The sequence below is a fragment of the Methylobacterium brachiatum genome (assembly GCF_020523825.1).
Lineage (GTDB): Bacteria > Pseudomonadota > Alphaproteobacteria > Rhizobiales > Beijerinckiaceae > Methylobacterium > Methylobacterium brachiatum.
The window spans coordinates 101,625-124,624 of the sequence record NZ_JAJALK010000008.1 but is presented as its reverse complement, the minus strand read 5'-3'; the positions used below and the strand labels follow the sequence as shown (position 1 = coordinate 124,624).

Genomic DNA, 23,000 nt, shown 5'->3' with positions numbered 1-23,000 from the left:
ACCCCGAAGAGCCGCAACCTGCGTCCCTCATCCTCGAGAGCGACTTCGGCCATGAGGTGAAGCGCCCCGGCCGGTGTCGCCATCGTCACCGTGATGACGTCGCCGCCCGTGACGCCGTCATCGCGGAATTCGAAGGTTACGACGCTTCGATCCCAGCGATTATGGTACGCCATTGGCACGGTCGTTTCAAGGAGCATCCCTCCCGTTCGAGCCGCACCGCTTTGTCACCGGCGGCCGAACAGCCGCTCGATGTCGGAGAGCTTCAACTCGATCGAGGTCGGACGGCCGTGGTTGCACTGGCCGGAATTGGGCGTCGCCTCCATCTCGCGGAGCAGCGCGTTCATCTCCTCCGGACGCAGGCGCCGCCCGGCGCGGACCGAGCCGTGGCAGCTCATGCGCGAGAGCACCGCGTCGAGGCGCCGGCCGAGGGGGCCGCCCTCGGTGGCGGGGGCGCCGCCCTCCTCGTCGCCGCTCGCCTCCAGCGCGTCGAGGATATCGGTGACGAGATCGCGGATCGAGGCGCCGATCAGGGCGGCCGGTACCTCACGCACCAGCACGGCGCCGGTCCCGAACGCCTCGATCGACAGGCCGAGCCGGTCGAGATCCGGGGCGGCGGCGACCAGGCGCTCGGCGGCGTCGGGGCTCATCTCGACCACGTCCGGGATCAGCAGGCCCTGGCGGGCGATGCCGCCGCGCGCCCGCTCCGCCTTCATGCGCTCGTAGACGAGGCGCTCATGGGCGGCGTGCTGATCGACGATGACGAGGCCGTCCCGGGTCTGGGCCAGGATATAGGTCTCGTGGATCTGCGCGCGTGCCGCGCCGAGCGGATGGTCGACGGCCTCAGCCGCCTCGGACGAAAGGCGGACATCCGCCTGGGGCGGCGCCGCGAGATCCGCCGGCCCTTCGAACGGGGCCTGCGCCGCCTCGCCGAAGCCCTCCGGCTCCCCGAAGACCGGGGCCGCCTCGGCCGGCTCCGGCGCCGGGCGCCAGCTCTCGGTCCGGCGGTAGCCCGACGGCGCCGCCACGGAGGGCGTGCCGGCCGGGAAGAAGCTCGGCCGCGCGGAGCGGAACAGGCTCGGCGCGGCCGCGCCGGTATGGGTGGCGAGCGCCGGGCCGGCGGGGCGCAGGGCGTCGAGGGTCCGGCTGGCCCCCGTGGTGGCCGAGCGGGCGCCACCCCGGCGCAGGGCGTCGTGGATCGCGCTGACCACCAGCGCCCGCACCAGGCCGGGCTCGCGGAAACGCACCTCGGTCTTGGCCGGGTGGACGTTGACGTCGACTAGGTCGGGATCGCACGCGATGGCGAGCCCGAGCACCGGATGGCGGTCGGAGGCCAGGGTGTCGGCATAGGCACCGCGCACCGCGCCGAGCAGCAGCCGGTCGCGTACCGGACGGCCGTTGACCACGAGGTGGATGTAGCCGGCGGCGCCGCGGTGATAGGTCGGCAGGCCGACATGGCCGGTCACGGAGAACCCCTCCCGGGCGAGGGAGACCGGGAGCGCGTTGGCGGCGAAATCGGGGCCGAGCACCGCAGTCAGCCGGCGCAGCTCGCCCTCAGGGCCGGTCTCCGCCGGCAGCAGCAGCGGCTGGCCCGCATCGGCCCGCAGGGTGAAGCGGATCCCGGGCTGGGCCACCGCGAGCCGCCGCAAGGTTTCGGCGATGGCCGAATTCTCGGCCCGGTCGGATTTGAGGAATTTCAGCCGGGCCGGCGTCGCCGCGAACAGCTCGGTCACCTCGATCCGGGTGCCGCGCTGGGCCGGGGCCGGCCGGACCGCGCCCTTCAGCCCGGCCTCGACGGTCAGGCTCGCCCCGGCCTCGGCCCCCTCGGGGCGGGTGGTGATGGCGAGCCGCGACACCGCGCCGATCGAGGGCAAAGCCTCGCCGCGGAATCCGAGCGTGTCGATGGCCGAGAGGTCGCCGCCCGGGAGCTTCGAGGTGGCGTGGCGCTCGACGCACAGCGCCAGATCCTCCGGGCTCATACCGCGGCCGTCGTCGATGACCCGGATCAACCGGCGGCCGCCATTCTCCACCACCACGTCGATGGTGCGGGCCCCGGCATCGATCGCGTTCTCGACCAGCTCCTTCACGGCCGAGGCCGGGCGCTCCACCACTTCGCCCGCGGCGATGCGGTCGACGAGGATCGGGTCCAGGCGGCGGATGACGGGTTGAGGGGCGGACATTGGGGCGCACGATAGCCGGCGGACGGCGGCGCTCCTAGCGTACCGGATGACAGGGACCGTGTCGCGAAGCCGCGGCGCTCAGGCCCGGCGGCTCGAACCGCCCAGCGAGATGCGGCTGCCGGCGGGCCGGGCGCCGTGGCTCGGCGCCTTGTAGGGCCGGCGGGACGCGTCGTAGAGGGCGGTGCCGACGAGGCCGGCGGTGCGGCGCAGCGTGGCGCCGTCGCAGGTCGCCGCGACGCGCACGCCGATCTCGTGGGTGTGGCTGCGGCCGTACAACCAGACCGCAAGACGCGCCCGTGTCGCCTCCGGGATGCCGTCCAGGATGTAGGTCGCCGCGTCGGCGTCGGCCTTGATCAATCGGCCGACGGTCTCGACCGGGATCGGGCAATCCGCCGCGGGATCGTCAATGCTCAGCGGCTGGGTCTTCGTCATCTTCAAACCTGTCAGCCTGGGAACTGCAGGTTGAGCCGCCGTGGTTAACGATCCGTCAACGCGCCGGCGCCGGCCGCCTGCGGCCGCCCGTCACAGCGGCTTGCGGATGATCCGGGCGATCAGCCCGACGATGCCTTCCCGGAACAGCAGCACGCAGAGCACGAAGACGCAGCCCTGGATGATCGTCACCCAGGCGCCGAACTGCGCCAGGTACGTCTCCATGGTGACGATCACCAGCGCGCCGACGATGGGCCCGAACACCGTGCCCATGCCGCCAACGAGCGTCATCAGCACCACCTCGCCCGACATCGACCAGTGGACGTCGGTGAGCGAGGCGAGCTGGAACACGATCGCCTTGGTCGAGCCGGCGAGCCCGGCCAGCGTCGCCGAGAGGACGAAGACCGCGAGCTTGTACTGGTTGGCCCGGTAGCCCAGCGAGATCGCCCGGGGCTCGTTGTCCCGGATCGCCTTCAGCACCTGGCCGAACGGCGAGTGGATGATCCGGTAGATCAGCAGCATCCCGGCCATGAAGACCACGCAGACGACGGCGTACATCGCCCGGTCGTCCGCCAGGCTGAACACCCCGAACAGGTTGCCGCGCGGCACCGCCTGGATGCCGTCCTCGCCGCCGGTGAACTTGGCCTGCAGCGAGAAGAAGAACGCCATCTGGGCGAGCGCCAGGGTGATCATCGAGAAGTAGATGCCCTGGCGCCGGATCGCCAGGGAGCCGAAGACGAGCCCGAGCAGGGCCGCCGTGGCGGTGCCCGACAGGATCGCCAGTTCCGGGGTGAAGCCGAGGCTCTTGGCCGTGTAGGCGCAGAGATAGCTCGCCATGCCGAAATAGGCGGCGTGGCCGAACGACAGCAGGCCGCCGTAGCCCAGCAGCAGGTTGAAGGCGAGCGCGAACAGCGCGAAGCACAGCACCTTCATCAGGTAGACGGGATAGAGCACCAGGGGCGCCGCGATCAGCAGCACCGCGATGCCGACGAAGATCATCCGGTGCAGCGCCTTGTCGTCGCGGCGCGTCGGCAGCGCGGCGGCGATCGGTGCAGCGTCGATGGCGGCGGTGTCGGCCATGGGGATCGAGCCTCAGATCTCTATCAGGCCGTGCGCCCGAACAGGCCGGCGGGTTTGACGAGCAGCACCAGCACCATGATCACGAAGATCACGGTCGCCGACGCCTCCGGGTAGAACACCTTGGTCAGACCCTCGACCAGGCCGAGCGCGAAGCCGGTGATCACCGAGCCGATGATCGAGCCCATGCCGCCGATCACCACCACGGCGAAGACCACGATGATGATGTCGGCACCCATGTTGGGGTTCACCGAGTAGATCGGCGCCGCGAGCACCCCAGCGAAGCCCGCGAGCGCCACGCCGAACCCGTAGGTCAGGGTCAGGAACAGGGGCACGTTGACCCCGAAGGCCTGGACCAGCGTCGGATTCTCGGTGGCGGCCCGCAGATAGGCGCCGAGCTTGGTCTTCTCGATGACCAGCCAGGTGGCGATGCAGACGGTGAGCGAGGCCACCACCACCCAGGCCCGGTAGTTCGGCAGGAACATGAACGGCAGGCGCTGCCCGCCCGACAGCTCGGCCGGAATCGCGTAGGGCAGGCCCGAGACCCCGTACTGGTTGCGGAACAGGCCCTGGATGATCAGCGCCAGGCCGAAGGTCAGAAGCAGGCCGTAGAGGTGGTCGAGCTTGTAGAGCCGGGCGATCAGCACCCGCTCCAGCAGGATGCCGAAGGCGCCCACCACCAGCGGTGCGAGGCCCAGCGCCCACCAGTAGCCGAGCCCGACATAGGTCAGCAGCATCCAGGCCACGAACGCGCCCATCATGTAGAGCGCGCCGTGGGCGAAGTTGATGATGTTCAGGAGCCCGAAGATGATCGCGAGCCCGAGCGACAGGATCGCGTAGAACGAGCCGTTGATCAGGCCGAGCAGCAGCTGCCCGAACAGGGCCTGGGTCGGCACGCCGAAGATCATGGTCATGGCCGTCCTCCGTGCCGGACCCGCATTGTCAGCCCTTCACCAGCGGGCAATTGCCCTCGTTGAGCGGCCGGAAGACCTGATCGCCCGGGATCGTCTCGAGCTTGTTGTACAGGTCCCACTCGCCCTTCGATTCGGACGGCTTCTTGACCTCGAACAGGTACATGTCGTGGATCTTGCGCCCGTCGGCGCGGATGGTGCCCTTGCCGAACAGGGGGTCGTCGGTCGGCATCGCCTTCATCTTGGCCACGACGGCGGCGCCATCTTTGGCCGTTTTCAGCTCGGCCATCGCCTTGAGATAGTGGAGCACGTCCGAGTAGACGCCCGCGTGGTTGGCGGTGGGCTTCGAATTGCCCTTCATCTGCTTGGCGAAGCGGTCCGAGAAGGCCCGGGTCTGGTCGTTCAGGTCCCAGTAGAACGGCTCGGTCAGGACGAGGCCCTGCGCGACCTTGGTGCCGAGCGAGTGGACATCCGAGGAGAACACGAGGAGGCCGGCGAGCGCCTGGCCGCCCTCGGTGATGCCGAACTCGCCGGCCTGCTTGATCGCGTTGATCGTGTCGGTGCCGGCATTGGCGAGCCCGATCACCTTGGCGCCGGAGCCCTGGGCCTGGAGCAGGAACGAGGAGAAGTCCGAGGTCGGGAACGGCGTCTTGACCGAGCCGATGACCTTGCCGCCGTTCTTGGTGATCACCGCGCTGGTGTCGCGCTGCAGGGTCTGGCCGAACACGTAATCGGCGGTGAGGAAGAACCAGGTGTTGCCGCCGCGCTTGACCATGGCGCCGCCGGTGCCGTTGGCGAGCGCCACCGTGTCGTAGACCCAGTGGATCGTGTTCGGCGTGCATTGCGGGCCGGTGAGGTCGGCGGTGCCGGCGCCGGTATCGATGAAGACCTTGTTCTTCTCCTTGGTCACCTGGCTGATCGCCAGGGCGACCGAGGAGGTGACGCCGTCGGTGATCATGTCGACGTTGTCGCGGTCGTACCATTGCCGGGCGATGGCCGCGCCGACATCGGGCTTGTTCTGGTGGTCGGCCGAGACGATCTCGACCTTCAGCCCGTGCTCGGCCGGCTTGAAATCCTCGACGGCCAGCCGGGCGGCGACCACCGACCCCTCGCCGCTGATGTCGGAATAGGCCCCCGAGCGATCGCCGAGGATGCCGATCTTCACATTCGTCTGCGCGCTCGCGCCGCCCATCATCAGGGCTCCGGCGAGGGCGGCGAGGGAGACGGACCCGATGAGACGTCCGAACATGGTCTTCCTATCCTCCAGCGGCGCAGCGGATCCCGCCTGCCGAGCGTTCGACGCCGTTCTCCGGCGCTTATTGGGTATTGGTCGTCCGCCTCAGACGCCGAGATAGGCGTGAAGCTTGTCGATATTGGCGTCAAGATCGGCATTGGGGATCATGTCGACCACCCTGCCCTGCTCGATGACGAAGTGCCGGTCGGCCAACGTCTGGGCGAAGCGGAAATTCTGCTCGACCAGCACGATGGTGTAGCCCTGAGACTTCAATTGCTGGATCGTCCGGCCGATCTGCTGGACGATGACCGGCGCGAGACCTTCGGTGGGCTCGTCCAGCAGGATCAGCTTCGCGCCGGTTCGCAGGATGCGGCCGATGGCGAGCATCTGCTGCTCGCCGCCCGAGAGCTTGGTGCCCTGGCTGCCCGCACGCTCCTTCAGGTTCGGGAACAGGGTGTGGATCTCGGCCACCGACATCCCGCCCGGTTTCACCCGGGGCGGCAGCATCAGGTTCTCGTGGACCGTGAGGCTCGCGAAGATGCCGCGCTCCTCTGGGACGTAGCCGAGGCCGAGGCGGGCGATGTTGCGCGAGGCCATCCGGATGGTCTCGACGCCGTCATAGACGATCGAGCCGGCCCGCCGGCCGAGGATGCCGATGATCGCCCGCAGCGTCGTGGTCTTGCCGGCGCCGTTGCGGCCGAGCAGCGTGATCACTTCGCCGGCCCGGACATCGATGTCGATGCCGTGGAGCACGTGGCTCTCGCCGTACCAGCCCTCCAGCCCGCGCACGGTCAGGAGGGCATCCGTCGCCGCGGCCGGCAGGGGCGTCTTCACGGCGGCCTCACGCATGTCCCGCCCCGATATACGCTTCGACCACGCGCGGATCCTTCGAGACGGTGGCGTAATCGCCCTCGGCCAGGACCTGGCCGCGGGCCAGGACAGTGATGCGGTCCGACAGCGACGCGACCACCGAGAGATTGTGCTCGACCATCAGGATGGTGCGGTCCTTCGAGACCCGGCGGATCAGCTGGGCCGTCCGCTCCACGTCCTCGTGGCCCATCCCGGCCATCGGCTCGTCGAGCAGCAGCATCTCGGGATCGAGGGCCAGGGTCGTGGCGATCTCCAGCGCGCGCTTGCGGCCGTAAGACAGCTCGACGGCCAGCGAATCCGCGAATTCGGACAGGCCCACCGCCTCGACCAGGGCCAGCGCCTCGCCGTCGAGCGCCCGCAGCACCCGCTCGGGCCGCCAGAAGTCGAAGGAATCGCCCCGCCGCCGTCGCTGCAGCGCGATCCGCACGTTCTCGGTCACCGTCAGGTGCGGGAACACCGCCGAGATCTGGAAGGAGCGCACGAGCCCGAGCCGCGCCACGTCGGCGGCCCGCATCCCGGTGATGTCCTTGTCCTTGTACCGGATGGTGCCGGCGGTGGGGATGAGGAACTTCGTCAGCAGGTTGAAGCAGGTGGTCTTGCCGGCGCCGTTCGGGCCGATCAACGCGTGGATCGTCCCGCGCTCGACTTCCAGCTTGACGCCGTTGACGGCCCGGAATCCCTTGAATTCCATCGTCAAGCCATCGGTCGCCAGGATCACGTCCCGTGCCAAGCGCGTCCCTCCCGCGTATGATTTATTGCCTGCCATATCGCCGATCCGGCCCTGAACAGTCCATCGCAAACGCTCGGCGCGGCGGGACAATCCCCGGCTCATGATATGCTGATGCTTGCCGCGCCTGATCTGGTAGCCGGCATCGGGGATTGCGGAGCCGGCGCGGCCAAGGTTTTCCCTTCGGTTCGGCGGGTCGGTCCGAGCTTGACCAGCCTCGCGAGCCCCATATAACTCAGACAAATTCGGGAGAGGGAGGAGGCGCATGGTCGGCCGAGCGGCCTACATCGCCGTGGACTGGGGAACCACCAACCGGCGTGCCTACGCGATGACCGCGGGAGGCGCCGTGGTGGATAGCCTTCAGGACGACCGCGGCGTCCTCGCGCTGACCCAGGACGACTATCCCGACGCCATCGCGGCGCTGCGCGACCGCTTCGGCGTGCACTCCGTCGTCGCGGCGGGGATGGTCGGCTCGACCCGGGGCTGGCGCGAGGCGCCCTATATCGACGCGCCCGCCACCCTCCAGGATCTTGCTGCCGCCTGCCTCGACGTCGCGCCTGATGTGCGGATCATCCCCGGAATCGCCCTGCGGAGCGGCCCCCGCCCGGACGTGATGCGCGGCGAGGAGGTCCAGGTGCTCGGCGCGATCAGCACCGGTGCCGCGCCGTCCACGGCCCTGTTCTGCCAGCCGGGCACGCACAACAAGTGGATCGAGACGGTCGACGGCGCGATCACGGATTTCACCACCGTCATGACCGGGGAGCTCTTCGCCCTGGTCCGGTCACACGGCATCCTGGCCGGCATGCTGGACGGCCCGGTCGCGGATTCCGACGCCTTCCGGGACGGACTCCGGCGCGGTCGCGAATCGCGCAACCTCGCCGCCGCGCTGTTCGAGGTCCGGGCCGGCGTGCTGCTCGCCCGGCTGGCGCCCTGGGATGCGGCGGCCTATGCGAGCGGCATCATGATCGGCGCGGATGTCGGGACGCGCAGCGATCTCGGCCGGCGCCCGGTCTACCTGCTCGCCGGCGGGGCCTTGGCCACGCTCTACGGTGTGGCGATCACCGAAGCCGGCGGCCGCGCCGTCGCGGTGCCGGACGGATCCACGACCGCCGGCATCCACGCCATCTGGAGCTCCCGGTCATGACGATCCTCAACCGCTTCGAGGCCGCCTTCGCGGCCTGCCCGCTGGTGGCGATCCTGCGCGGGCTCACGCCGGACGAGGCGCCGGCCGTCGGCGATGCGCTGGTCGAGGCCGGCTTCACCCTGATCGAGGTGCCGCTGAACTCGCCGGAGCCGCTCAAGAGCATCGCGTCGCTCGCCGAGCGTTTCGCCGGTCGCGCGCTGGTCGGTGCCGGCACGGTGCTGACGCCGGCGCAGGTTGCGGAGGTCGCGGCGGCGGGCGGCACCCTCATCGTCTCGCCGAACACGGACGCCGCGGTGATCCGCGCGACCGTCGCCGCCGGGCTCGTCTCGCTGCCGGGCTACCAGACCCCGAGCGAGGCCTTCGCGGCGCTCGCGGCCGGCGCGACCGCCCTGAAGCTCTTCCCGGCGGACATTGCCACCCCGGCGGCGCTCAAGGCGCACCGGGCCGTGTTCCCGTCCAGCGCCCGCGTGCTCGCCGTCGGCGGGGTCACGCCCGACAGCGTCTCGGTCTGGCGGCAGGCGGGCGCAGCGGGCTTCGGGCTGGGCTCGAATCTCTACCGCCCCGGAAAGCCGGCGGTCGATGTCGGCCGGGACGCGGCAGCCTTCATCGCGGCGATCGGGGGATCTGCATGAACGCGCACGGCCTGTTCGCATCGGGGTCGGCCGCTTGGCCGGCGACGCGGCGGCGAAGTCTCTTCGGCCTGCTCCTGGCGGCCGCTGCGGTCGTGGCCTCCCCCGGACTGCAGGCTCAGACCAGTCGCCTCGTCCCAAACGATGCGGGCAAGCCGGCCCTGGAAGTGGACGGCAAGCCGTTCCTGACTCTCGGGATCCAGCTCAACAATTCCAGCGGCTTTCCGGCGGACCTGAAGGCGCTGGGCCCGGCGATCGCGCGGCTTCATGCCAACGTGGTCATGGTTCCGGTGAGCTGGCAGGTGATCGAGCCCGAAGAGGGCAAGTTCGACTGGTCGGTGGTGGACGGGTTGCTGGCGGAGGCGCGGGCGCAGAAGCTCCGGCTCACCCTGCTCTGGTTCGGCACCTGGAAGAATGCCACCATGAGCTACACCCCGGCCTGGGTGAAGCGCGATGTCCGGCGATTCCCCAGGGTCATCTCTGCAACCGGCGCGCCCATCGAAGTGCTGACCCCGATCGCCACCGCCAGCCGTGACGCCGACGCGCGGGCCTTCTCCGCCCTGATGGGACATCTGGCCGAGGTCGACGGCGCCCAGCGCACGGTGATCATGGTGCAGGTGGAGAACGAGGCCGGCACGCTGGGCGCCGACCGCGACCATTCCCCCGCGGCGGAAGCACTGTTCCGCGGCCCCGTGCCGGCCGACATGCCGGGCGCCAAGCCCGGTACTTGGACCGAGCGTTACGGCGTCGATGCGCCGGAAGCCTTCATGGCCTATCACACCGCCAAATATATCGGCGCCGTCGCGGAGGCCGGGAAGCGGGTCTATGCGCTTCCCCTCTACGCCAATGTCTGGCCGCGGGAGCAGCCGGGGCTTCTGCGGCCGGGGGAAAGCTCGCCCTCGGGCGGTGCGGTCTCCTGGCTGCTGCCGCAATGGCGCGCGCTGGCGCCCGCCATCGACGTCGTCGGGGTCGACAATTACGACACCAACATCGCCCCCTATATCGCGATCGCGCGCGCCTACGACATTCCGGGCAATCCGCTATTCGTGCCGGAGACCGGGGCGACGATGGCCCATGCCCGCCATGCGTTCTGGACGCTGGCCCAGCCGCACGCGCTGGGCATCGCCCGGTTCGGCCTCAGCGCGGAATCCGGGTTGAAGGACGGCCGGCCGGCGGAGGAGCCGATCGCCGTCGATTACCGCCTGCTGAGCGGTATCGCCCCCTTCCTGCTGCCGCTGCGTGACGCCGGCCAAGTCCGCGTGGCGATCGAGGAGGACGGCCTCGCCAACGTGCCGGGAACGTTCGACGAGGTCGATTTCGTGGCCCGCTTCGGCGAGGTGAAGGAGGTCTATGGCGGCAAGCGCGGCCAGGGGAACCCCGATCTCTCGGGCCGGGTGATCGTGGCCCGCGCCGCGCCCGACCGGTATCTCGTCACCGGCGCCTCGGCCAACCTGCTCTTCGCGCCCAAGCTCGGGCAGCCGGGCTCCGTCGAACTCGTCACGGTGGAAGAGGGTCATTTCGAAGACGGTCGCTGGGTGCGCGAGCGCCTGCTCAACGGTGACGAGACCGCCTTCGGCCTCGTCCTGCCGCCCGAGGGACGGTCGATGATGGTCACCCTGTTCGCGAACAGATGAGTCTGCGCCGTGACGGCGCACCGATCCCTCATTAGAACCGCGCCCGGGTGGAGAGCGCGGGAGCGGGCGGATGACGGACGGGCGCATCGGGCAGGCAGATGGCTTCGAGGCGCTGGAGACGCCCTGCCTGCTCCTGGATTCGGACAGGCTGAAGGCCAACGTCGCCGGGATGCGGGCGCGGCTCGACCGGCTGGGCGTGTCGCTGCGACCGCATCTGAAGACCGCCAAATCCCTCGACGTCGCGCGCATCGCCATGGCGAGCCCGTCCGGTCCGGCGACCGTCTCGACGCTGCGGGAGGCGGAGTACTTCGCCGAAGGCGGCGTCCGTGACCTGATCTATGCCGTGGGGATCGCGCCGCAGAAGCTCGATCGGGTGGGCGCGATCCGGCGGCGCTGGGGTACCGATCTCGCGATCGTTCTGGATTCGGTCGAGCAAGCCGAGGCCGTGGCGAGCTGGAGCCGTCGCGCCGGCGATACGCTGCCGGTCCTGATCGAGGTCGATGCCGACGGGCATCGCTCCGGCGTCGATCCCCGCGACGCCGATCATCTTGTGGCGATCGGGCGGGTGCTCGCCGCGGGCGCAACGCTCCGGGGCGTGCTCCTGCATGCGGGCGACAGCTACGGGCTCAGCGACCCGGCGGCGCTGAAGGCGGCGGCCGAGGCCGAGCGTCAGGCCGCTTTGGCAGCCGCCGCGATCCTGCGCGAGGCGGCCCTGCCCTGCCCGGTGGTCAGCGTCGGCTCGACCCCGACGGCGCGCTACGCGGACAATCTCGACGGCATCACCGAAGTTCGCGCCGGCGTGTTCATGATCGGCGACCTGTTCCAGGCCGGGATCGGCTCCTGCACGATCGACGACATCGCGCTCAGCGTCCTGACGACGGTGATCGGTCACCAGCGGGATAAGGGCTGGATCATCACCGATGCCGGCTGGATGGCGCTCTCGCGCGACCGCGGCACGGCGCGCCAAGCGGTCGACCAGGGCTACGGCGTCGCCTGCGACGGGTCGGGCCAGCCCTATCCGGACCTGATCGTGCGGGACGCCAACCAGGAGCACGGGATCCTGGCCCTGCGGCCCGGCTCGACCGCGACGCTGCCGGATCTTCCGGTCGGTGCGCGCCTCCGGATCCTACCCAACCATGCCTGCGCCACCGGCGCCCAGCACGATCGCTACCATGTCATCACCGGTCAAACGCTGACCGGCGCCGTCTGGCCGCGCATCAACGGCTGGTGAGGGGCCGCGTCAGCGCCGGTTCGAGACGGTTCGGACCGAGCGGTCGGACTGGTCCATCACCAGGCCGCAGCCGGGGCTGAGATTGGGACGCTGCTTGCGCAGGCAGGCCGCGATCGCCGTGGCATTCGGGATCTGCGATGCGCAGAGGCGCATGACGTCCGGCGTGCAGGCGGCACGGTCCGCCCGGGATTCGGCCAGCGCCGGCGCCGCGCCGGCGATCAGGGCGAGCAGAGCGAACGAAGCGGACTTCATCGAAACAGATCCTCTATCCAGAGCGTGGACGGCCCGAACGGCCAAGCCTCAAAGTGGGGCGTGAACGCCGGACCCCGCGGAAATATCCCCCGGCCGGCGGACCATTCTGTCGCATGAAAGGTGCCCGGCCGATGTGCGCGCGCGCTCCGATGGGACTGGCGACGGGGAGGCAGCCAGCGCGATCAAGGCCTCGCGCCGGGCGTGATGGCTCCGGTCGCCGCAGGCTCGCTGACAGAAGCGGCATGGGTCGGCGGCTTGCGCCGATCGAGCTTGTCCGCCGAGACGAGAGCGGCCGTGATCAGTGCCACCACCGCAATCGTCGCCTTCAACACCTCCCAGATTCGCGCAAGCATGACTGAATCCCAACGGCTTCACAGGATCGTCAGCACATCTGCCTGGGGCGAAGCTGTTGAGGCCGCTCGGCGCGCGCGATTTGATCGATCCGTGACTTCCGGATCCTCGCCGCCGACCCTTCCCAAAACCTTTCGCGGTGCCGCGTCCGAAACGATGTCCGGACACCTGATGCATCCGCGCCTCACCCGGGCGAGGACGCCGCTGCGGCCTCCGCCGCCAGCGCCTCGAAGACCAGGGCATGCCGAAGGGCGAGCGCCTCGACATCGTGGGTGTATCCGCCGCCGATCACGGCCACGAGCGGGATGAGCCGGGCACGCGCCTGCGCCACCACGAACCGGTCGCGGGCAAGCAGACCGGCGTCGCTCAGGCACAGCCGCCCGAGGCGGTCGTCGCGATGCGGATCGACCCCGGCATTGTAGAAGATCAGATCGGGGACTAGGGCGTCGAGGAGCGGCGGCAGGCGGGCGCGCAGCACCTCGAGGTAACCGGCATCGTCGAGCCGATCCGGCAGGCCGATATCGAGATCTCCGGCGATCTTCTGGGCCGGGTAGTTGTTCTCGCAATGGATCGAGAGCGTGAACAGGTCCGGCCACAGCGCCAGGCAATCCGCCGTGCCGTCACCCTGATGGACATCGCAATCGACCACCAGAATCCGCCGCACCGCGCCCTCGGCCTGAAGGGTTCGCGCGGCGACCGCGACGTCGTTGAGCACACAGAAGCCGGCGCCCTGCAGACGCCGTGCGTGATGGCTGCCGCCGGCCGCGCTGCCCGCCAGCCCCTCGGCCAGCGCCAACCGGGCCGCCAGGAGCGTCCCGCCCACCGAGGCGCGCGACCGTCGGACCAGGGACGCATCCACCGGCAGGCCGATCGCCCGCTCGATCTCCCGGGGCACTGCGACGCCGAGGACCGCGGCGACGTAGGCTGGATCGTGCGCGTTGACCAAGATATCCGCGGTGGCCAGTTCCGGCGTGACGAAGCCCAGCGGCGCCAGCCCCTTGGCCACCAGCGTTTCGGCCAGCAGGCCGTATTTCCGCATCGGAAAGCGATGCCCGGCCGGCAGGCTGGATTCGTAGGCCGGATGGAAAGCGATGGGCGGGATCACGCGGGCCTGCCGAGATCGGACAGAATCGCGTTGGCGAGCGCCAAACCACTGTCATGCGCCGCCTCGATCCGCGGCCCGAGACACCAATCGCCGGCCGCGCCGAGCCGCAAGTCGGGTTCGTACAGGCAGGGCTTCTCGAGGGCGGTCTCAACCTGGGCGAAGCGCCAACGGTGCGCCTGGGCGTAGCCGACACGGAGCGGCGATCCGAGACACGCTTCCGCGGCCTTCGACAAGACCGATACGATCGCCTCCCTGCGCGCCTCGAGATGGGTGCGTGACCAATCCGGCTTGGCATGCACGGTCAGGCGGCCGCCCTCCGACCGGCCGGGCTTCGAGGAATCCGAGGCGATGAGCCCGATCGGACCGTCATTCGGCTCGATCAGCACGTCCGCAGGCGCCCGCTCGACCGCCACCATTAAAGACCAGCACGGTGCGTAGGTCGCCCGCTCGACCCCGGCCAGGGCAAACCCCGATGCCGCGAGCAGCGCAGCGATCTGAGGCGCCGGGAAGGTGATCGCGACCGCCGCGAACGGACCGTGTTCGCCGCCTGCACCGTCGGTCAGCCGCCAGCACGCCCCATCGGGGATGATCCGCGTGATCGCCGTACCGGAGGCGACGGAGAGGTCGGACAGGAGGTCTCGGACCGGCGCGGTCATGTCGGGTATGCCGACCCGCCGTTCTGCCCAGGGACCGACGATACCCCGCCTCTCCCAATCCGCGAGGCGCGCCGCGAAGACGTCGCCGTGCGCCCGCATGAATTGCGCACCATGGTCGAACTGCAACCCATCCGCGCGCCGGGTCGCCATCCGGCCACCGACGCCACGCCCTTTGTCGAAGACGCGCACATCCAGGCCAGCTTCGGCGATGCGCGACGCCGCGGCTGCGCCGGCCATACCGGCTCCCAGGATCGCGACGCATCGGCGCTGATTCACGAGATCGCCTCATGTCGATAGCCGACCCCGTGGTCGCGCCTTCAGCCGAAATAGGGGACGATGGGCAGCGCAGCAGAGTGCGCAGACCGCGACGCAAAATCTCCTGAGACGACGGGGATCCACCAGAACTGCAGCACGACGAAGGATGCGGTGCTGTTGGGGCGTGATCGCGCTCAGTTTCTGGAATGAGCTCTGATAGCTGCAACGATGGTGCGGGTAGAGGGAATCGAACCCCCACGCCTTGCGGCTGGCGATTTTGAGTCGCCCGCGTCTACCAATTCCGCCATACCCGCGCGTCGCGCTCTTCGCATAGGTGTGGCGCCCGCGCCAAGGGTGCGCGCGCGGTTTTTTGCCGGGGCCGAGCAATCTGGTCATTCCGCGGCGCCTATGCTCAAAGGGCAGCCGTTCCCTGGCAATCTGGAAGTTGTATGCTCCGCCGGCTCTACGCGTGGATCCTCGCGCTCAGCGGCAGGCCCTCCGCGCCCTACGTGCTCGGGGCCGTGGCCTTCGCCGAGAGTTCGTTCTTCCCGGTTCCGCCGGACGCGATGCTGGTGCCGATGGCGGTGAGCCGTCCCGACCGGGTCTGGCTCTACGCGACGATCGCCACGGTGGCCTCGGTGCTCGGGGGCCTCGTCGGCTACGCGATCGGGGCGCTCCTGTTCGACTCGGTCGGCGAGTGGCTGATCCGCCTCTACGGTCTGCAGAACTCGGCCGCGACCTTCCAGGATTCCTACGCGCGCTACGGCCATTGGGTGATCCTGTTGAAAGGGCTCACGCCGATCCCCTACAAGCTCGTCACGATCACGTCGGGCTTCGCCCATTACAGCCTGTTCTGGTTCACGGTGCTGTCCGTCATCACCCGCGGGGCCAGGTTCTTCATCCTCGCCGGCCTGCTCGGCCGCTACGGTGTCCAGATCCGCGGCGTGCTCGACCGGCATCTCAACGCGGTCGCGGCGATCTCGGTGGCCGTGGTCGTCCTCGGCTTCTTGTTGTTCAAGGTGATCCTGTAGCCATGAACGTCGCGTCAGCCCTTCGCCTCAAGAGAGCGGGCCTCTGGCTCGCCCTCGCCTCCGCGCTGATCCTGGGCGCCGTCCTGGTGCTCCAGTACGGGTACGGCTACGCGCCCTGTAAGCTCTGCCTGACCGAGCGCCTGCCCTATTATGCCGCGATCCCACTCGGGCTTGCGGCTTTGTTCGCGCCGGAGCGGCTGGCCCGCCTGGCGCTGGGGCTTGCCGCGCTCGGACTCGTCTACGGGGCCGGGATCGGGGTCTACCATGCCGGCGCGGAATGGGGCTTCTGGCCGGGGCCCAGCGATTGCGGCGGCGGCACGGGGGCCAATCCCGGTCAGGTCGGCGATTTCCTGAACCAGCTTCAGAGCACGAAGGTCGTCGATTGCTCGGTGGCGGCGATGCGGGTTCTGGGACTCTCGCTCGCCGGATGGAACGCCGTCGCCGCTTTCGCGCTGGCCTCGCTGGCCGGCACCGCCGCCGCGCGTCCCTGAGCGCAGCCCGCTCAGTTGCGGTCGTCGGGCATGATCGGGATCGGCGCCACGTCGATCCCTTCCGCGATGAGGGCCCGCGCCTCGGCCGGGCTCGCCTCGCCGTAGATCGGGCGGCCTTCCGCCTCGCCGTAATGGATCTTGCGCGCCTCCTCCGGGAAGCGCGTTCCGACATGCTCGGAATTGGTCACGATCTGCTCACGCAACGCGCGCAGCATCGCGCGGACCTGGCGCTCGGGCTCCGCGATCATCGGCATCGCCGCCTCGGGCTGGGCCTCGACCGGTGCCGGAACCTGCCCGCGATCGGTGCGGGCCACGCTCGGGGCCATGAGCGCCTTCGTCACCTTCGCGCTGTCGCAGATCGGGCAGGTCACCAGCCCGCGCTCAGCCTGCACATCGTAGGATTCGGAGGACGGGAACCAGCTGTCGAAGTCGTGGTCGGCGTCGCAGACGAGACTGTACCGGATCATTCTCTTGCTGACTGTGCGGCCCGAACCTCGGGCCCGATGCGCTCGACCGTGAACGCGCGTCCGTGTTGCAGCGCCGGGATTCGCGCCCGCGCATCCGCGACCTGAGCGAGATCGATCTCGGCCAGGATCACCCTCGGCTCCGCCCCGCCGGCATCGGCTAGCACGCGACCCCAGGGATCGACGATCAGCGAATGGCCGAAGGTCTCGCGGCCATCCTCGTGCACGCCGCCCTGTGCGGCCGAGATCACGAAGGCGCCGGTCTCGATCGCCCGCGCCCGCTGGAGGATGTGCCAGTGCGCCTCGCCGGTCTGGCGGGTGAAGCAGGCCGGCGCGGTGAGGATCTCGGCCCCCGCCTCAGCCAGCGCCCGGTAGAGAGCCGGGAAGCGGATATCGTAGCAGATCGTCACGCCGAGCATCGCCCAGGGCGTGGCCGCCACGACGGCGCAGGCGCCGCCCGTATAGGTGGCCGATTCGCGCCAGCGCTCGCCGCTCGGCAGGTCGACATCGAACAGGTGGAGCTTGTCGTAGGAGGCCAGGATTTCCCCGTCGGCGCCGATCAGGTAGGCGCGGTTGGCGATCTTGTCGCCGGACCGCACGGCGATCGAGCCGATATGCACCACCGCGCCGGTCTCGCGGGCAGCCTGCCGCAGGCCGGCGAGGGTCGCGTCCTGATCTTCGGTGGTGACGCGCTCGAACAGGCGTTCGCGGCTGCGCTCGACCAGGGAGGTCATCTCCGGTGTCTGGATATAGGCCGCGCCGCGGCTGGCCGCCTCACGCACGCCGGCCACGGCCGCGTCGCGGTTGGCGCCCGGATCGCGGCCCGAGCGCATCTGCACGCAGGCGGCAAGGAAGCGCCTCTCAGGCATCGGCCTTGTCCGTCAGGAGCGGATCGAGCTTGCCGGCGCGGTCGAGGGCGTAGAGGTCGTCGCAGCCTCCGACATGGGTCGTGCCGACGAAGATCTGCGGGACGCTGGTGCGCCCGCCGGCACGCTCGACCATCGTGGCCCGCGCACCCTGGGCGCGCTCCACGTCGATTTCCTGGAAGGCGACGCCCTTCTCCTTCAGCAGGCTCTTGGCCGCCGAGCAATAGGGGCACCAGGCCGTGGTGTAGATCGTGACCGGCTGCATGGCGTTCGTCGTCTCGCGCGGAACCTCCCACCATATAGGAGCGCGCCCGTCGAATTACCTATGCCCCTGTGGTCACAGCCGGACCGGTCGGAACGCGCCCGCCGGTCAGGCGGCCATCAGCTTCTCGACCTCATTGACGAGATCGCGCAGGTGGAACGGCTTGGAGAGGACCTTCGCGTCCTTCGGAGCCTTCGAATCCGGATTGAGCGCGACGGCAGCGAAGCCGGTGATGAACATCACCTTGATGTCCGGGTCGAGTTCGGTGGCGCGCCGCGCCAGCTCGATCCCGTCCATCTCGGGCATCACGATATCGGTGAGCAACAGCTCGAACGGCTCCTCGCGCAGCCGGTTATAGGCCGAGAGGCCGTTGTCGAAGGACAGGACGTCGTAGCCCGCGTTCTGCAGCGCCTTGGCCAGGAACCGGCGCATGTCGTTGTCGTCTTCCGCCAGCAGGATTTTCATCGGCCGTTTCCGAGCCCTCGAGTCGAAATGTTGATCCCATAAAGGGAGGCGATGGTAAACAAGGTGTTAGGATCTGAGTTCGCAGCCGGCGCCGCGCGTCTCACGGATGGCGGTGTGGGCCTACTGCACCAGAGTGGACAGCCGACCGTTCGCATACCACAGTGCGCGTCCGCCGCGTTTTCTCAACCGCCGGGGCCTGCACACATCCAATGATCGCGCCCGAAACGGTACAGCCCGACGCCTTCGGTTTTGCCCCGGCCTTCGAGGTCGACGAGCCGGCGGCGCACACCCTGCCCTTCGTCTTCAATACCGGCCATTCCGGCGCCGTCTACCCCTCGGATTTCATCGCGGCTTCGCGTCTGGACGCGCTGAGCCTGCGCCGGTCCGAGGATGCGTATGTCGATCGCCTGTTCGCCTCGGTGGTCGAGCTCGGGGCGCCCCTGTTGCGGGCGAATTTTCCGCGGGCGTTCCTGGACGTGAATCGCGAGCCGTTCGAGCTCGACCCGCGCATGTTCGACGGTCGGCTGCCGCCCTTCGCTAACACGCGCTCGATGCGGGTGGCGGGCGGGCTCGGCACCGTTCCGCGGGTGGTCGCGGATGGTCAGGAGATCTACGCGCGTCGCCTCCCGGTCGGCGAGGCTACCGCGCGGATCGAGGCCCTGTACAAGCCCTACCATCGGGTGCTGCGCAGCCTGATCCAGCGTACGGCGCGCACCCACGGTCACTGCGTCCTGATCGACTGTCATTCGATGCCGTCCTCGAGTCTCGGGCGCGATGCCGAGGTCAAGGCGGACATGGTCCTGGGCGACCGGTACGGGACGGCCTGCGCCCCCGGCCTGATCGAGGCCTTCGAGGCCGCGTTCCGGAGCCAGGGATTCCGGGTGGTGCGCAACAAGCCCTATGCGGGCGGCTTCATCACCGAGCATTACGGCGAGCCGAATCTGGGACGGCATGCCCTGCAGATCGAGGTCAACCGGGCGCTCTACATGGACGAGGCGAGCCTCGCGATGACGCCGGATTTCCCGAGCTTGGCGAAGGCGTTGCGGATCGTCGTCGCCACCGTGGCGGCCGATCTCGGCGATCTGACACCCAGCAGGATGGCGGCCGAGTAGGGCCGCCGGCTCACCGGTATAAGGCTCACAGCGGCCAACGCCGAGGCCGGAAAAGAAAAAAGGCCACTCCCGAAGGAGCGGCCCGAAGTCTAGGGAGGAAACGCCCAAGAAGGGCTACGGGACCGCGACGCCATCGCGATCTCGCAGTGCACAAATTACAGTGCGGCGCACAAGAAGCAAGGATTAAATCGCTCCGGCCTTCGCACAGGCTGCATGCCTCCGCCGCGCTTCGCGCAAAGCGCTCAGCCCTGCTCCAACAGCTTGGCGATCTCGGCCTTCAGCGGTCCCGCCAAGTCCGGCCGTTCCAGCGCGTAGGCCAGGTTGGCGGTCAGGAAGCCGATCTTGGAGCCGGTATCGTAGGTCCGGCCCTCGTAGTGCATGCCGAAGAAATCCTGCGTTTCCATCAGGTCGATCATCGCGTCGGTGAGCTGGATCTCGCCGCCGGCGCCCTTCTTCCCGTGCTCCAGGATCCCGAAGATCTCGGGCTGGAGGATGTAGCGGCCGGAGATGATGAAGTTCGACGGCGCGGTGCCCTGCTTGGGCTTCTCGACCATGCCGGTAATCTCGAAGGACTGGCCGTAGGTCTCGCCGACACTGACGATGCCGTATTGGTGCGTCTCCTCCGGGGCCACCTCCTCGACCGCGATGATGTTGCCGCCGTGGCGCTGGTAGGTGGAGAGCATCTGCTGCATGCAACCGCGGCTCAGCATATCCGGCAGCAGCACCGCGAACGGCTCGTCGCCGACGATCTCCCGGGCGCACCAGACTGCGTGGCCGAGGCCGAGGGGGGCCTGCTGGCGGGTGAAGCTGGTCTGGCCCGCCTTCGGGAGATCGCGCTTCAGCTCCTCGTAGGCGGCGGTCTTTCCGCGCTCCTGAAGGGTGTGCTCCAGCTCGAACGCAATATCGAAATGATCCTCGATCACCGCCTTGCCGCGACCCGTGACGAAGATGAAGTGCTCGATGCCCGCCTCGCGCGCCTCGTCGACGACATGCTGGACGACCGGCCGGTCCACGACCGTGAGCATTTCCTTCGGGACCGCCTTGGTGGCGGGCAGGAAGCGGGTGCCCAGGCCCGCCACGGGCAGGACAGCCTTGCGGATCGGTTTCATCAAGCGGCAACTCCGGAAACTGAACGGAACGGCATGGGCAATGGTTCGGGCAGTGAGATAGCCTGGCGCGATGCTTCGCAAGGCCTCTACGTCGATAGTATGAGCCAAAGCACCGTAAATATACCGTCTGCGACCACCTAATGGGGCCGTTATCGAAGAGGAATCCCACGCGGCCCTTGAACGTGCGATGACGACGCGCCGTTACGTCTTCCCCGTCGCGGCCCGATCGGGCAAGGCTCGTCGGCGGCAGACGTGAGACGGCATCGGAGCGGACGACATGGCGGTTCTGGTGACGGGCGGGGCGGGGTATATCGGCAGCCACATGGTTCTGGCGCTGCTGGACGCGGGCCACGAGGAGATCGTGGTCCTCGACGACCTGTCCACCGGGTTCGACTGGGCCGTGCCCGAGGGCGTCAAGCTCGTGGTCGGCGACGTCGCCGACCAGGCGCTGGTCACCCAGACCATCCTGCAGCACCGGATCGACGCCCTCGCCCATTTCGCCGCCCGGATCGTCGTGCCGGACTCGGTCGCCGACCCGCTCGGCTACTACCTCGCCAACACGGTCAAGACCCGCGCCCTGATCGAGGCCGCCACCCGCGCGGGCGTGCGCCACGTGATCTTCTCCTCGACGGCCGCCGTCTACGGCGAGCCCGAGGTGGTGCCGGTGCCCGAGGACCTGCCGCTCAACCCGATCAACCCCTACGGCCGCTCCAAGCTGATGAGCGAGTGGATGATCGCCGACGCGGCGGCCGCCCACGGCTTCTCGTACGTGGTGCTGCGCTACTTCAACGTCGCCGGTGCCGATCCGGCCGGGCGCTCGGGTCAGTCGACCCCGGACGCCACGCACCTGATCAAGGTGGCGACCCAGGCCGCGCTCGGGCGGCGGGCGCGGCTCGACGTCTACGGCACGGACTACCCGACGCCGGACGGCTCGTGCCTGCGCGACTACATCCAGGTCTCGGACCTGGCGGAGGCGCACCGGGTGGCGCTGGACCACCTGCGCGGGGGCGGCGAGAGCCTGACGCTGAACTGCGGCTACGGCCGGGGCTACTCGGTTCTGGAGGTGATCGAGGTGGTCAAGCGGATCTCGGGGCGGGATTTCGAGGTACGCCTGTGCCCGCGCCGGGCCGGCGATCCGGCGCGGATCGTGGCGGAGGCCGGGCGGATCCGGTCGCGGCTCGGCTGGCAGCCCCGCCACGACGACCTCGACGCCATCGTCGCCCAGGCGCTCGCCTGGGAGGACAAACTCAGTACGCGCAATCGGGTCTGAGCCGATGCCCTCCCGTCGCGCGCTGCTCGCAGCCGCCCTGTGCCTCGCCCCGGGCCTCGCCTCGGCCGCGAAGCCGGCGGCGTCCGACGGCGCATTCCAGGCGTTCATCGCGTCCCTGCGTCCCGATGCGGAAGCCCGCGGCGTGTCCCCCGAGACCTTCGCGGCGGCGTTCCGGGGCATCTCGGCGCCCGATCCTGGAATCCTGGCCCGGACGAAGCAGCAGGGCGAGTTCGTCCGCCCGGTCTGGGACTATCTGGTGGGCGCCGTCTCGGCCGGCCGGATCACCCGCGGGCGTGCCCGCGCAGCCGCTCTCGCACAGACGATCACGGCCATCGAGCGACGCTACGGGGTTCCGGGCTCGGTGGTGCTGGCCTTCTGGGGCATCGAATCGGATTTCGGCGCGAGCGCCGGGAGCGTCTCGACCGTCCGGGCGCTCGCGACCCTGGCGGAGGCGAAGCATCGCGGCACGCTGTTTCGCGACGAGCTCCTCGCCGCCCTCACCATTCTCCAGCGGGGCGACATCACGGCCGACCGGATGCGCGGAAGTTGGGCCGGCGCCATGGGGCAGGTCCAGTTCCTGCCCTCGACCTATCTCGCGCACGCTGTCGATTTCGATGGCGACGGCCGCCGGGATATCTGGACGAGCGACGCGGATTCGCTCGCATCCATCGCGGCCTACCTCAAGGATCTCGGTTGGGATCCGGCCGTATCCTGGGGCTACGAAGTGCGCCTGCCCGAAGGGTTCGACCTCGCCGACTACACCGGGGACCTCGGCAAATTCACGGCTCGCGGGGTCCGGCGCGCGGACGGCAAGCCCCTGCCGGAGCAGGGCAAGGCCAGCCTGTTCCTGCCCGGTGGTCTCGGCGCGCCGGCCTTCCTGATCACCGGCAATTTCGAGGTGATCCGCGGCTACAACACCTCGGATTCCTACGCGCTGGCGGTCGGGCACCTCGCCGACCGCCTCGACGGCGGCCCGGGCCTGGCGGCGCCCTGGCCGACGGGCCCGCGGCTCGACGGTGCGGGGCTGCGTGCGCTTCAGTCCGGCTTGGCAGCGGCCGGTGTCTACGACGGCCCGAACGATGGCCGTGCCGGGCCGAAACTGCGCGAGGCGGTGCGCCGTTACCAGATCGGCGCGGGCCTTCAGGCGGATGGCTATGCCACGCCGGCCCTTCTCGACCATGTCCGGGACCGACACGGCCCCGGTCGATAGCGCCCGGTTTAGACGTGCGCGACGGTCTCCCGTATAGT

The 23,000-nt window shown here is 69.4% G+C and carries 25 protein-coding genes, 1 tRNA gene and 1 pseudogene; 9 read left to right on the top strand and 18 right to left on the bottom strand.

Annotated features, from left to right (window positions below; genetic code table 11):
• Window positions 1-224: 224 nt before the first annotated feature.
• The 7 genes from mutL to LGR69_RS18545 all read right to left on the bottom strand — a co-directional run bounded on the left by mutL (window position 225) and on the right by LGR69_RS18545 (window position 7,428).
• Window positions 225-2,177, bottom strand: a complete 1,953-nt coding sequence (gene mutL / locus LGR69_RS18575; protein WP_230366921.1) for a DNA mismatch repair endonuclease MutL — start codon at window positions 2,175-2,177, stop codon at window positions 225-227.
• Window positions 2,178-2,255: 78 nt separating this feature from the next.
• On the bottom strand, window positions 2,256-2,609 hold the full coding sequence (locus LGR69_RS18570) for a hypothetical protein (RefSeq protein ID WP_007558847.1): 354 nt from the start codon (window positions 2,607-2,609) through the stop codon (window positions 2,256-2,258).
• A gap of 90 nt (window positions 2,610-2,699) precedes the next feature.
• The gene (locus LGR69_RS18565) at window positions 2,700-3,686 is read right to left on the bottom strand and encodes a branched-chain amino acid ABC transporter permease (RefSeq protein WP_007558849.1); all 987 of its coding nucleotides are present in this window, start codon (window positions 3,684-3,686) and stop codon (window positions 2,700-2,702) included.
• Between the two features lie 23 nt (window positions 3,687-3,709).
• Window positions 3,710-4,597 carry a branched-chain amino acid ABC transporter permease gene (locus LGR69_RS18560; protein ID WP_007558850.1) on the bottom strand — a complete coding sequence of 296 codons (888 nt, stop codon included), beginning with the start codon at window positions 4,595-4,597 and terminating at the stop codon, window positions 3,710-3,712.
• 28 nt (window positions 4,598-4,625) lie between these two features.
• Window positions 4,626-5,843, bottom strand: coding sequence for an ABC transporter substrate-binding protein (locus LGR69_RS18555; protein ID WP_007558851.1), 1,218 nt, complete (start codon window positions 5,841-5,843; stop codon window positions 4,626-4,628).
• A 90-nt stretch (window positions 5,844-5,933) separates the two neighbouring features.
• A complete protein-coding gene (locus tag LGR69_RS18550; RefSeq protein WP_091860008.1) occupies window positions 5,934-6,677 on the bottom strand; it encodes an ABC transporter ATP-binding protein in 744 nt (247 codons plus the stop codon).
• A complete protein-coding gene (locus LGR69_RS18545) occupies window positions 6,670-7,428 on the bottom strand; it encodes an ABC transporter ATP-binding protein (RefSeq protein ID WP_007558854.1) in 759 nt (252 codons plus the stop codon). The genes LGR69_RS18550 and LGR69_RS18545 overlap by 8 nt, the downstream gene beginning before the upstream one ends.
• Before the next feature lie 262 nt (window positions 7,429-7,690).
• Between LGR69_RS18545 and LGR69_RS18540 the strand changes: the two genes are divergently transcribed.
• From LGR69_RS18540 to LGR69_RS18525, 4 genes are all read left to right on the top strand, one after another.
• Complete coding sequence (locus tag LGR69_RS18540; RefSeq protein ID WP_230366920.1) at window positions 7,691-8,569, top strand: 2-dehydro-3-deoxygalactonokinase; 879 nt, start codon at window positions 7,691-7,693, stop codon at window positions 8,567-8,569.
• The gene (locus tag LGR69_RS18535; protein WP_091860013.1) at window positions 8,566-9,201 is read left to right on the top strand and encodes a 2-dehydro-3-deoxy-6-phosphogalactonate aldolase; all 636 of its coding nucleotides are present in this window, start codon (window positions 8,566-8,568) and stop codon (window positions 9,199-9,201) included. Before LGR69_RS18540 ends, LGR69_RS18535 begins: the two co-directional genes overlap by 4 nt.
• Window positions 9,198-10,832 carry a DUF5597 domain-containing protein gene (locus tag LGR69_RS18530; protein ID WP_230366919.1) on the top strand — a complete coding sequence of 545 codons (1,635 nt, stop codon included), beginning with the start codon at window positions 9,198-9,200 and terminating at the stop codon, window positions 10,830-10,832. The genes LGR69_RS18535 and LGR69_RS18530 overlap by 4 nt, the downstream gene beginning before the upstream one ends.
• A gap of 70 nt (window positions 10,833-10,902) precedes the next feature.
• Entirely contained in the window at window positions 10,903-12,063 is a 1,161-nt protein-coding gene (locus LGR69_RS18525) for an alanine racemase (protein WP_230366918.1), read from the top strand.
• Between the two features lie 9 nt (window positions 12,064-12,072).
• On the opposite strand, the gene LGR69_RS18520 is transcribed toward LGR69_RS18525, so the two are convergent.
• From LGR69_RS18520 to LGR69_RS18495, 6 genes and pseudogenes are all read right to left on the bottom strand, one after another.
• On the bottom strand, window positions 12,073-12,315 hold the full coding sequence (locus LGR69_RS18520; protein WP_007558865.1) for a hypothetical protein: 243 nt from the start codon (window positions 12,313-12,315) through the stop codon (window positions 12,073-12,075).
• A gap of 182 nt (window positions 12,316-12,497) precedes the next feature.
• A complete protein-coding gene (locus LGR69_RS18515; protein ID WP_163005920.1) occupies window positions 12,498-12,668 on the bottom strand; it encodes a hypothetical protein in 171 nt (56 codons plus the stop codon).
• A 182-nt stretch (window positions 12,669-12,850) separates the two neighbouring features.
• Complete coding sequence (locus tag LGR69_RS18510) at window positions 12,851-13,771, bottom strand: histone deacetylase family protein (RefSeq protein WP_230366917.1); 921 nt, start codon at window positions 13,769-13,771, stop codon at window positions 12,851-12,853.
• Window positions 13,768-14,427: an NAD(P)/FAD-dependent oxidoreductase gene (locus tag LGR69_RS18505; RefSeq protein WP_328505090.1), complete on the bottom strand. Its 660-nt coding sequence runs from the start codon at window positions 14,425-14,427 to the stop codon at window positions 13,768-13,770. The genes LGR69_RS18510 and LGR69_RS18505 overlap by 4 nt, the downstream gene beginning before the upstream one ends.
• A 102-nt stretch (window positions 14,428-14,529) precedes the next feature.
• Window positions 14,530-14,664: pseudogene (locus tag LGR69_RS32065) on the bottom strand (NAD(P)-binding protein); the annotation flags it as partial.
• Between the two features lie 247 nt (window positions 14,665-14,911).
• Window positions 14,912-14,996, bottom strand: a tRNA-Leu gene (locus LGR69_RS18495).
• A gap of 135 nt (window positions 14,997-15,131) precedes the next feature.
• Between LGR69_RS18495 and LGR69_RS18490 the strand changes: the two genes are divergently transcribed.
• Entirely contained in the window at window positions 15,132-15,713 is a 582-nt protein-coding gene (locus LGR69_RS18490) for a YqaA family protein (RefSeq protein ID WP_007558873.1), read from the top strand.
• A 2-nt stretch (window positions 15,714-15,715) separates the two neighbouring features.
• Window positions 15,716-16,204: a disulfide bond formation protein B gene (locus LGR69_RS18485; protein WP_230366916.1), complete on the top strand. Its 489-nt coding sequence runs from the start codon at window positions 15,716-15,718 to the stop codon at window positions 16,202-16,204.
• Window positions 16,205-16,215: 11 nt separating this feature from the next.
• Here the strand turns inward: LGR69_RS18485 and LGR69_RS18480 are convergent, their stop codons facing one another.
• The 4 genes from LGR69_RS18480 to cpdR all read right to left on the bottom strand — a co-directional run bounded on the left by LGR69_RS18480 (window position 16,216) and on the right by cpdR (window position 18,261).
• The gene (locus LGR69_RS18480; RefSeq protein WP_230366915.1) at window positions 16,216-16,671 is read right to left on the bottom strand and encodes a DUF1178 family protein; all 456 of its coding nucleotides are present in this window, start codon (window positions 16,669-16,671) and stop codon (window positions 16,216-16,218) included.
• Window positions 16,668-17,537, bottom strand: coding sequence for a carbon-nitrogen hydrolase family protein (locus LGR69_RS18475; protein WP_230366914.1), 870 nt, complete (start codon window positions 17,535-17,537; stop codon window positions 16,668-16,670). Before LGR69_RS18475 ends, LGR69_RS18480 begins: the two co-directional genes overlap by 4 nt.
• Window positions 17,530-17,799: a glutaredoxin 3 gene (grxC, locus tag LGR69_RS18470; protein WP_007558881.1), complete on the bottom strand. Its 270-nt coding sequence runs from the start codon at window positions 17,797-17,799 to the stop codon at window positions 17,530-17,532. Before grxC ends, LGR69_RS18475 begins: the two co-directional genes overlap by 8 nt.
• A 105-nt stretch (window positions 17,800-17,904) precedes the next feature.
• The gene (gene cpdR / locus LGR69_RS18465; RefSeq protein WP_007558883.1) at window positions 17,905-18,261 is read right to left on the bottom strand and encodes a cell cycle two-component system response regulator CpdR; all 357 of its coding nucleotides are present in this window, start codon (window positions 18,259-18,261) and stop codon (window positions 17,905-17,907) included.
• 209 nt (window positions 18,262-18,470) lie between these two features.
• Between cpdR and LGR69_RS18460 the strand changes: the two genes are divergently transcribed.
• Window positions 18,471-19,373 carry an N-formylglutamate amidohydrolase gene (locus LGR69_RS18460; protein WP_007558886.1) on the top strand — a complete coding sequence of 301 codons (903 nt, stop codon included), beginning with the start codon at window positions 18,471-18,473 and terminating at the stop codon, window positions 19,371-19,373.
• A gap of 242 nt (window positions 19,374-19,615) precedes the next feature.
• On the opposite strand, the gene galU is transcribed toward LGR69_RS18460, so the two are convergent.
• The gene (galU, locus tag LGR69_RS18455) at window positions 19,616-20,482 is read right to left on the bottom strand and encodes a UTP--glucose-1-phosphate uridylyltransferase GalU (protein WP_230367019.1); all 867 of its coding nucleotides are present in this window, start codon (window positions 20,480-20,482) and stop codon (window positions 19,616-19,618) included.
• A 277-nt stretch (window positions 20,483-20,759) separates the two neighbouring features.
• Between galU and galE the strand changes: the two genes are divergently transcribed.
• Together galE and LGR69_RS18445 are read left to right on the top strand one after the other, a co-directional pair.
• Complete coding sequence (gene galE / locus LGR69_RS18450; protein WP_230366913.1) at window positions 20,760-21,752, top strand: UDP-glucose 4-epimerase GalE; 993 nt, start codon at window positions 20,760-20,762, stop codon at window positions 21,750-21,752.
• Between the two features lie 4 nt (window positions 21,753-21,756).
• Window positions 21,757-22,962 (top strand): lytic murein transglycosylase, encoded by a 1,206-nt coding sequence (locus LGR69_RS18445; RefSeq protein WP_230366912.1) that lies wholly within the window; start codon window positions 21,757-21,759, stop codon window positions 22,960-22,962.
• The last annotated feature ends 38 nt before the right edge of the window (window positions 22,963-23,000 follow it).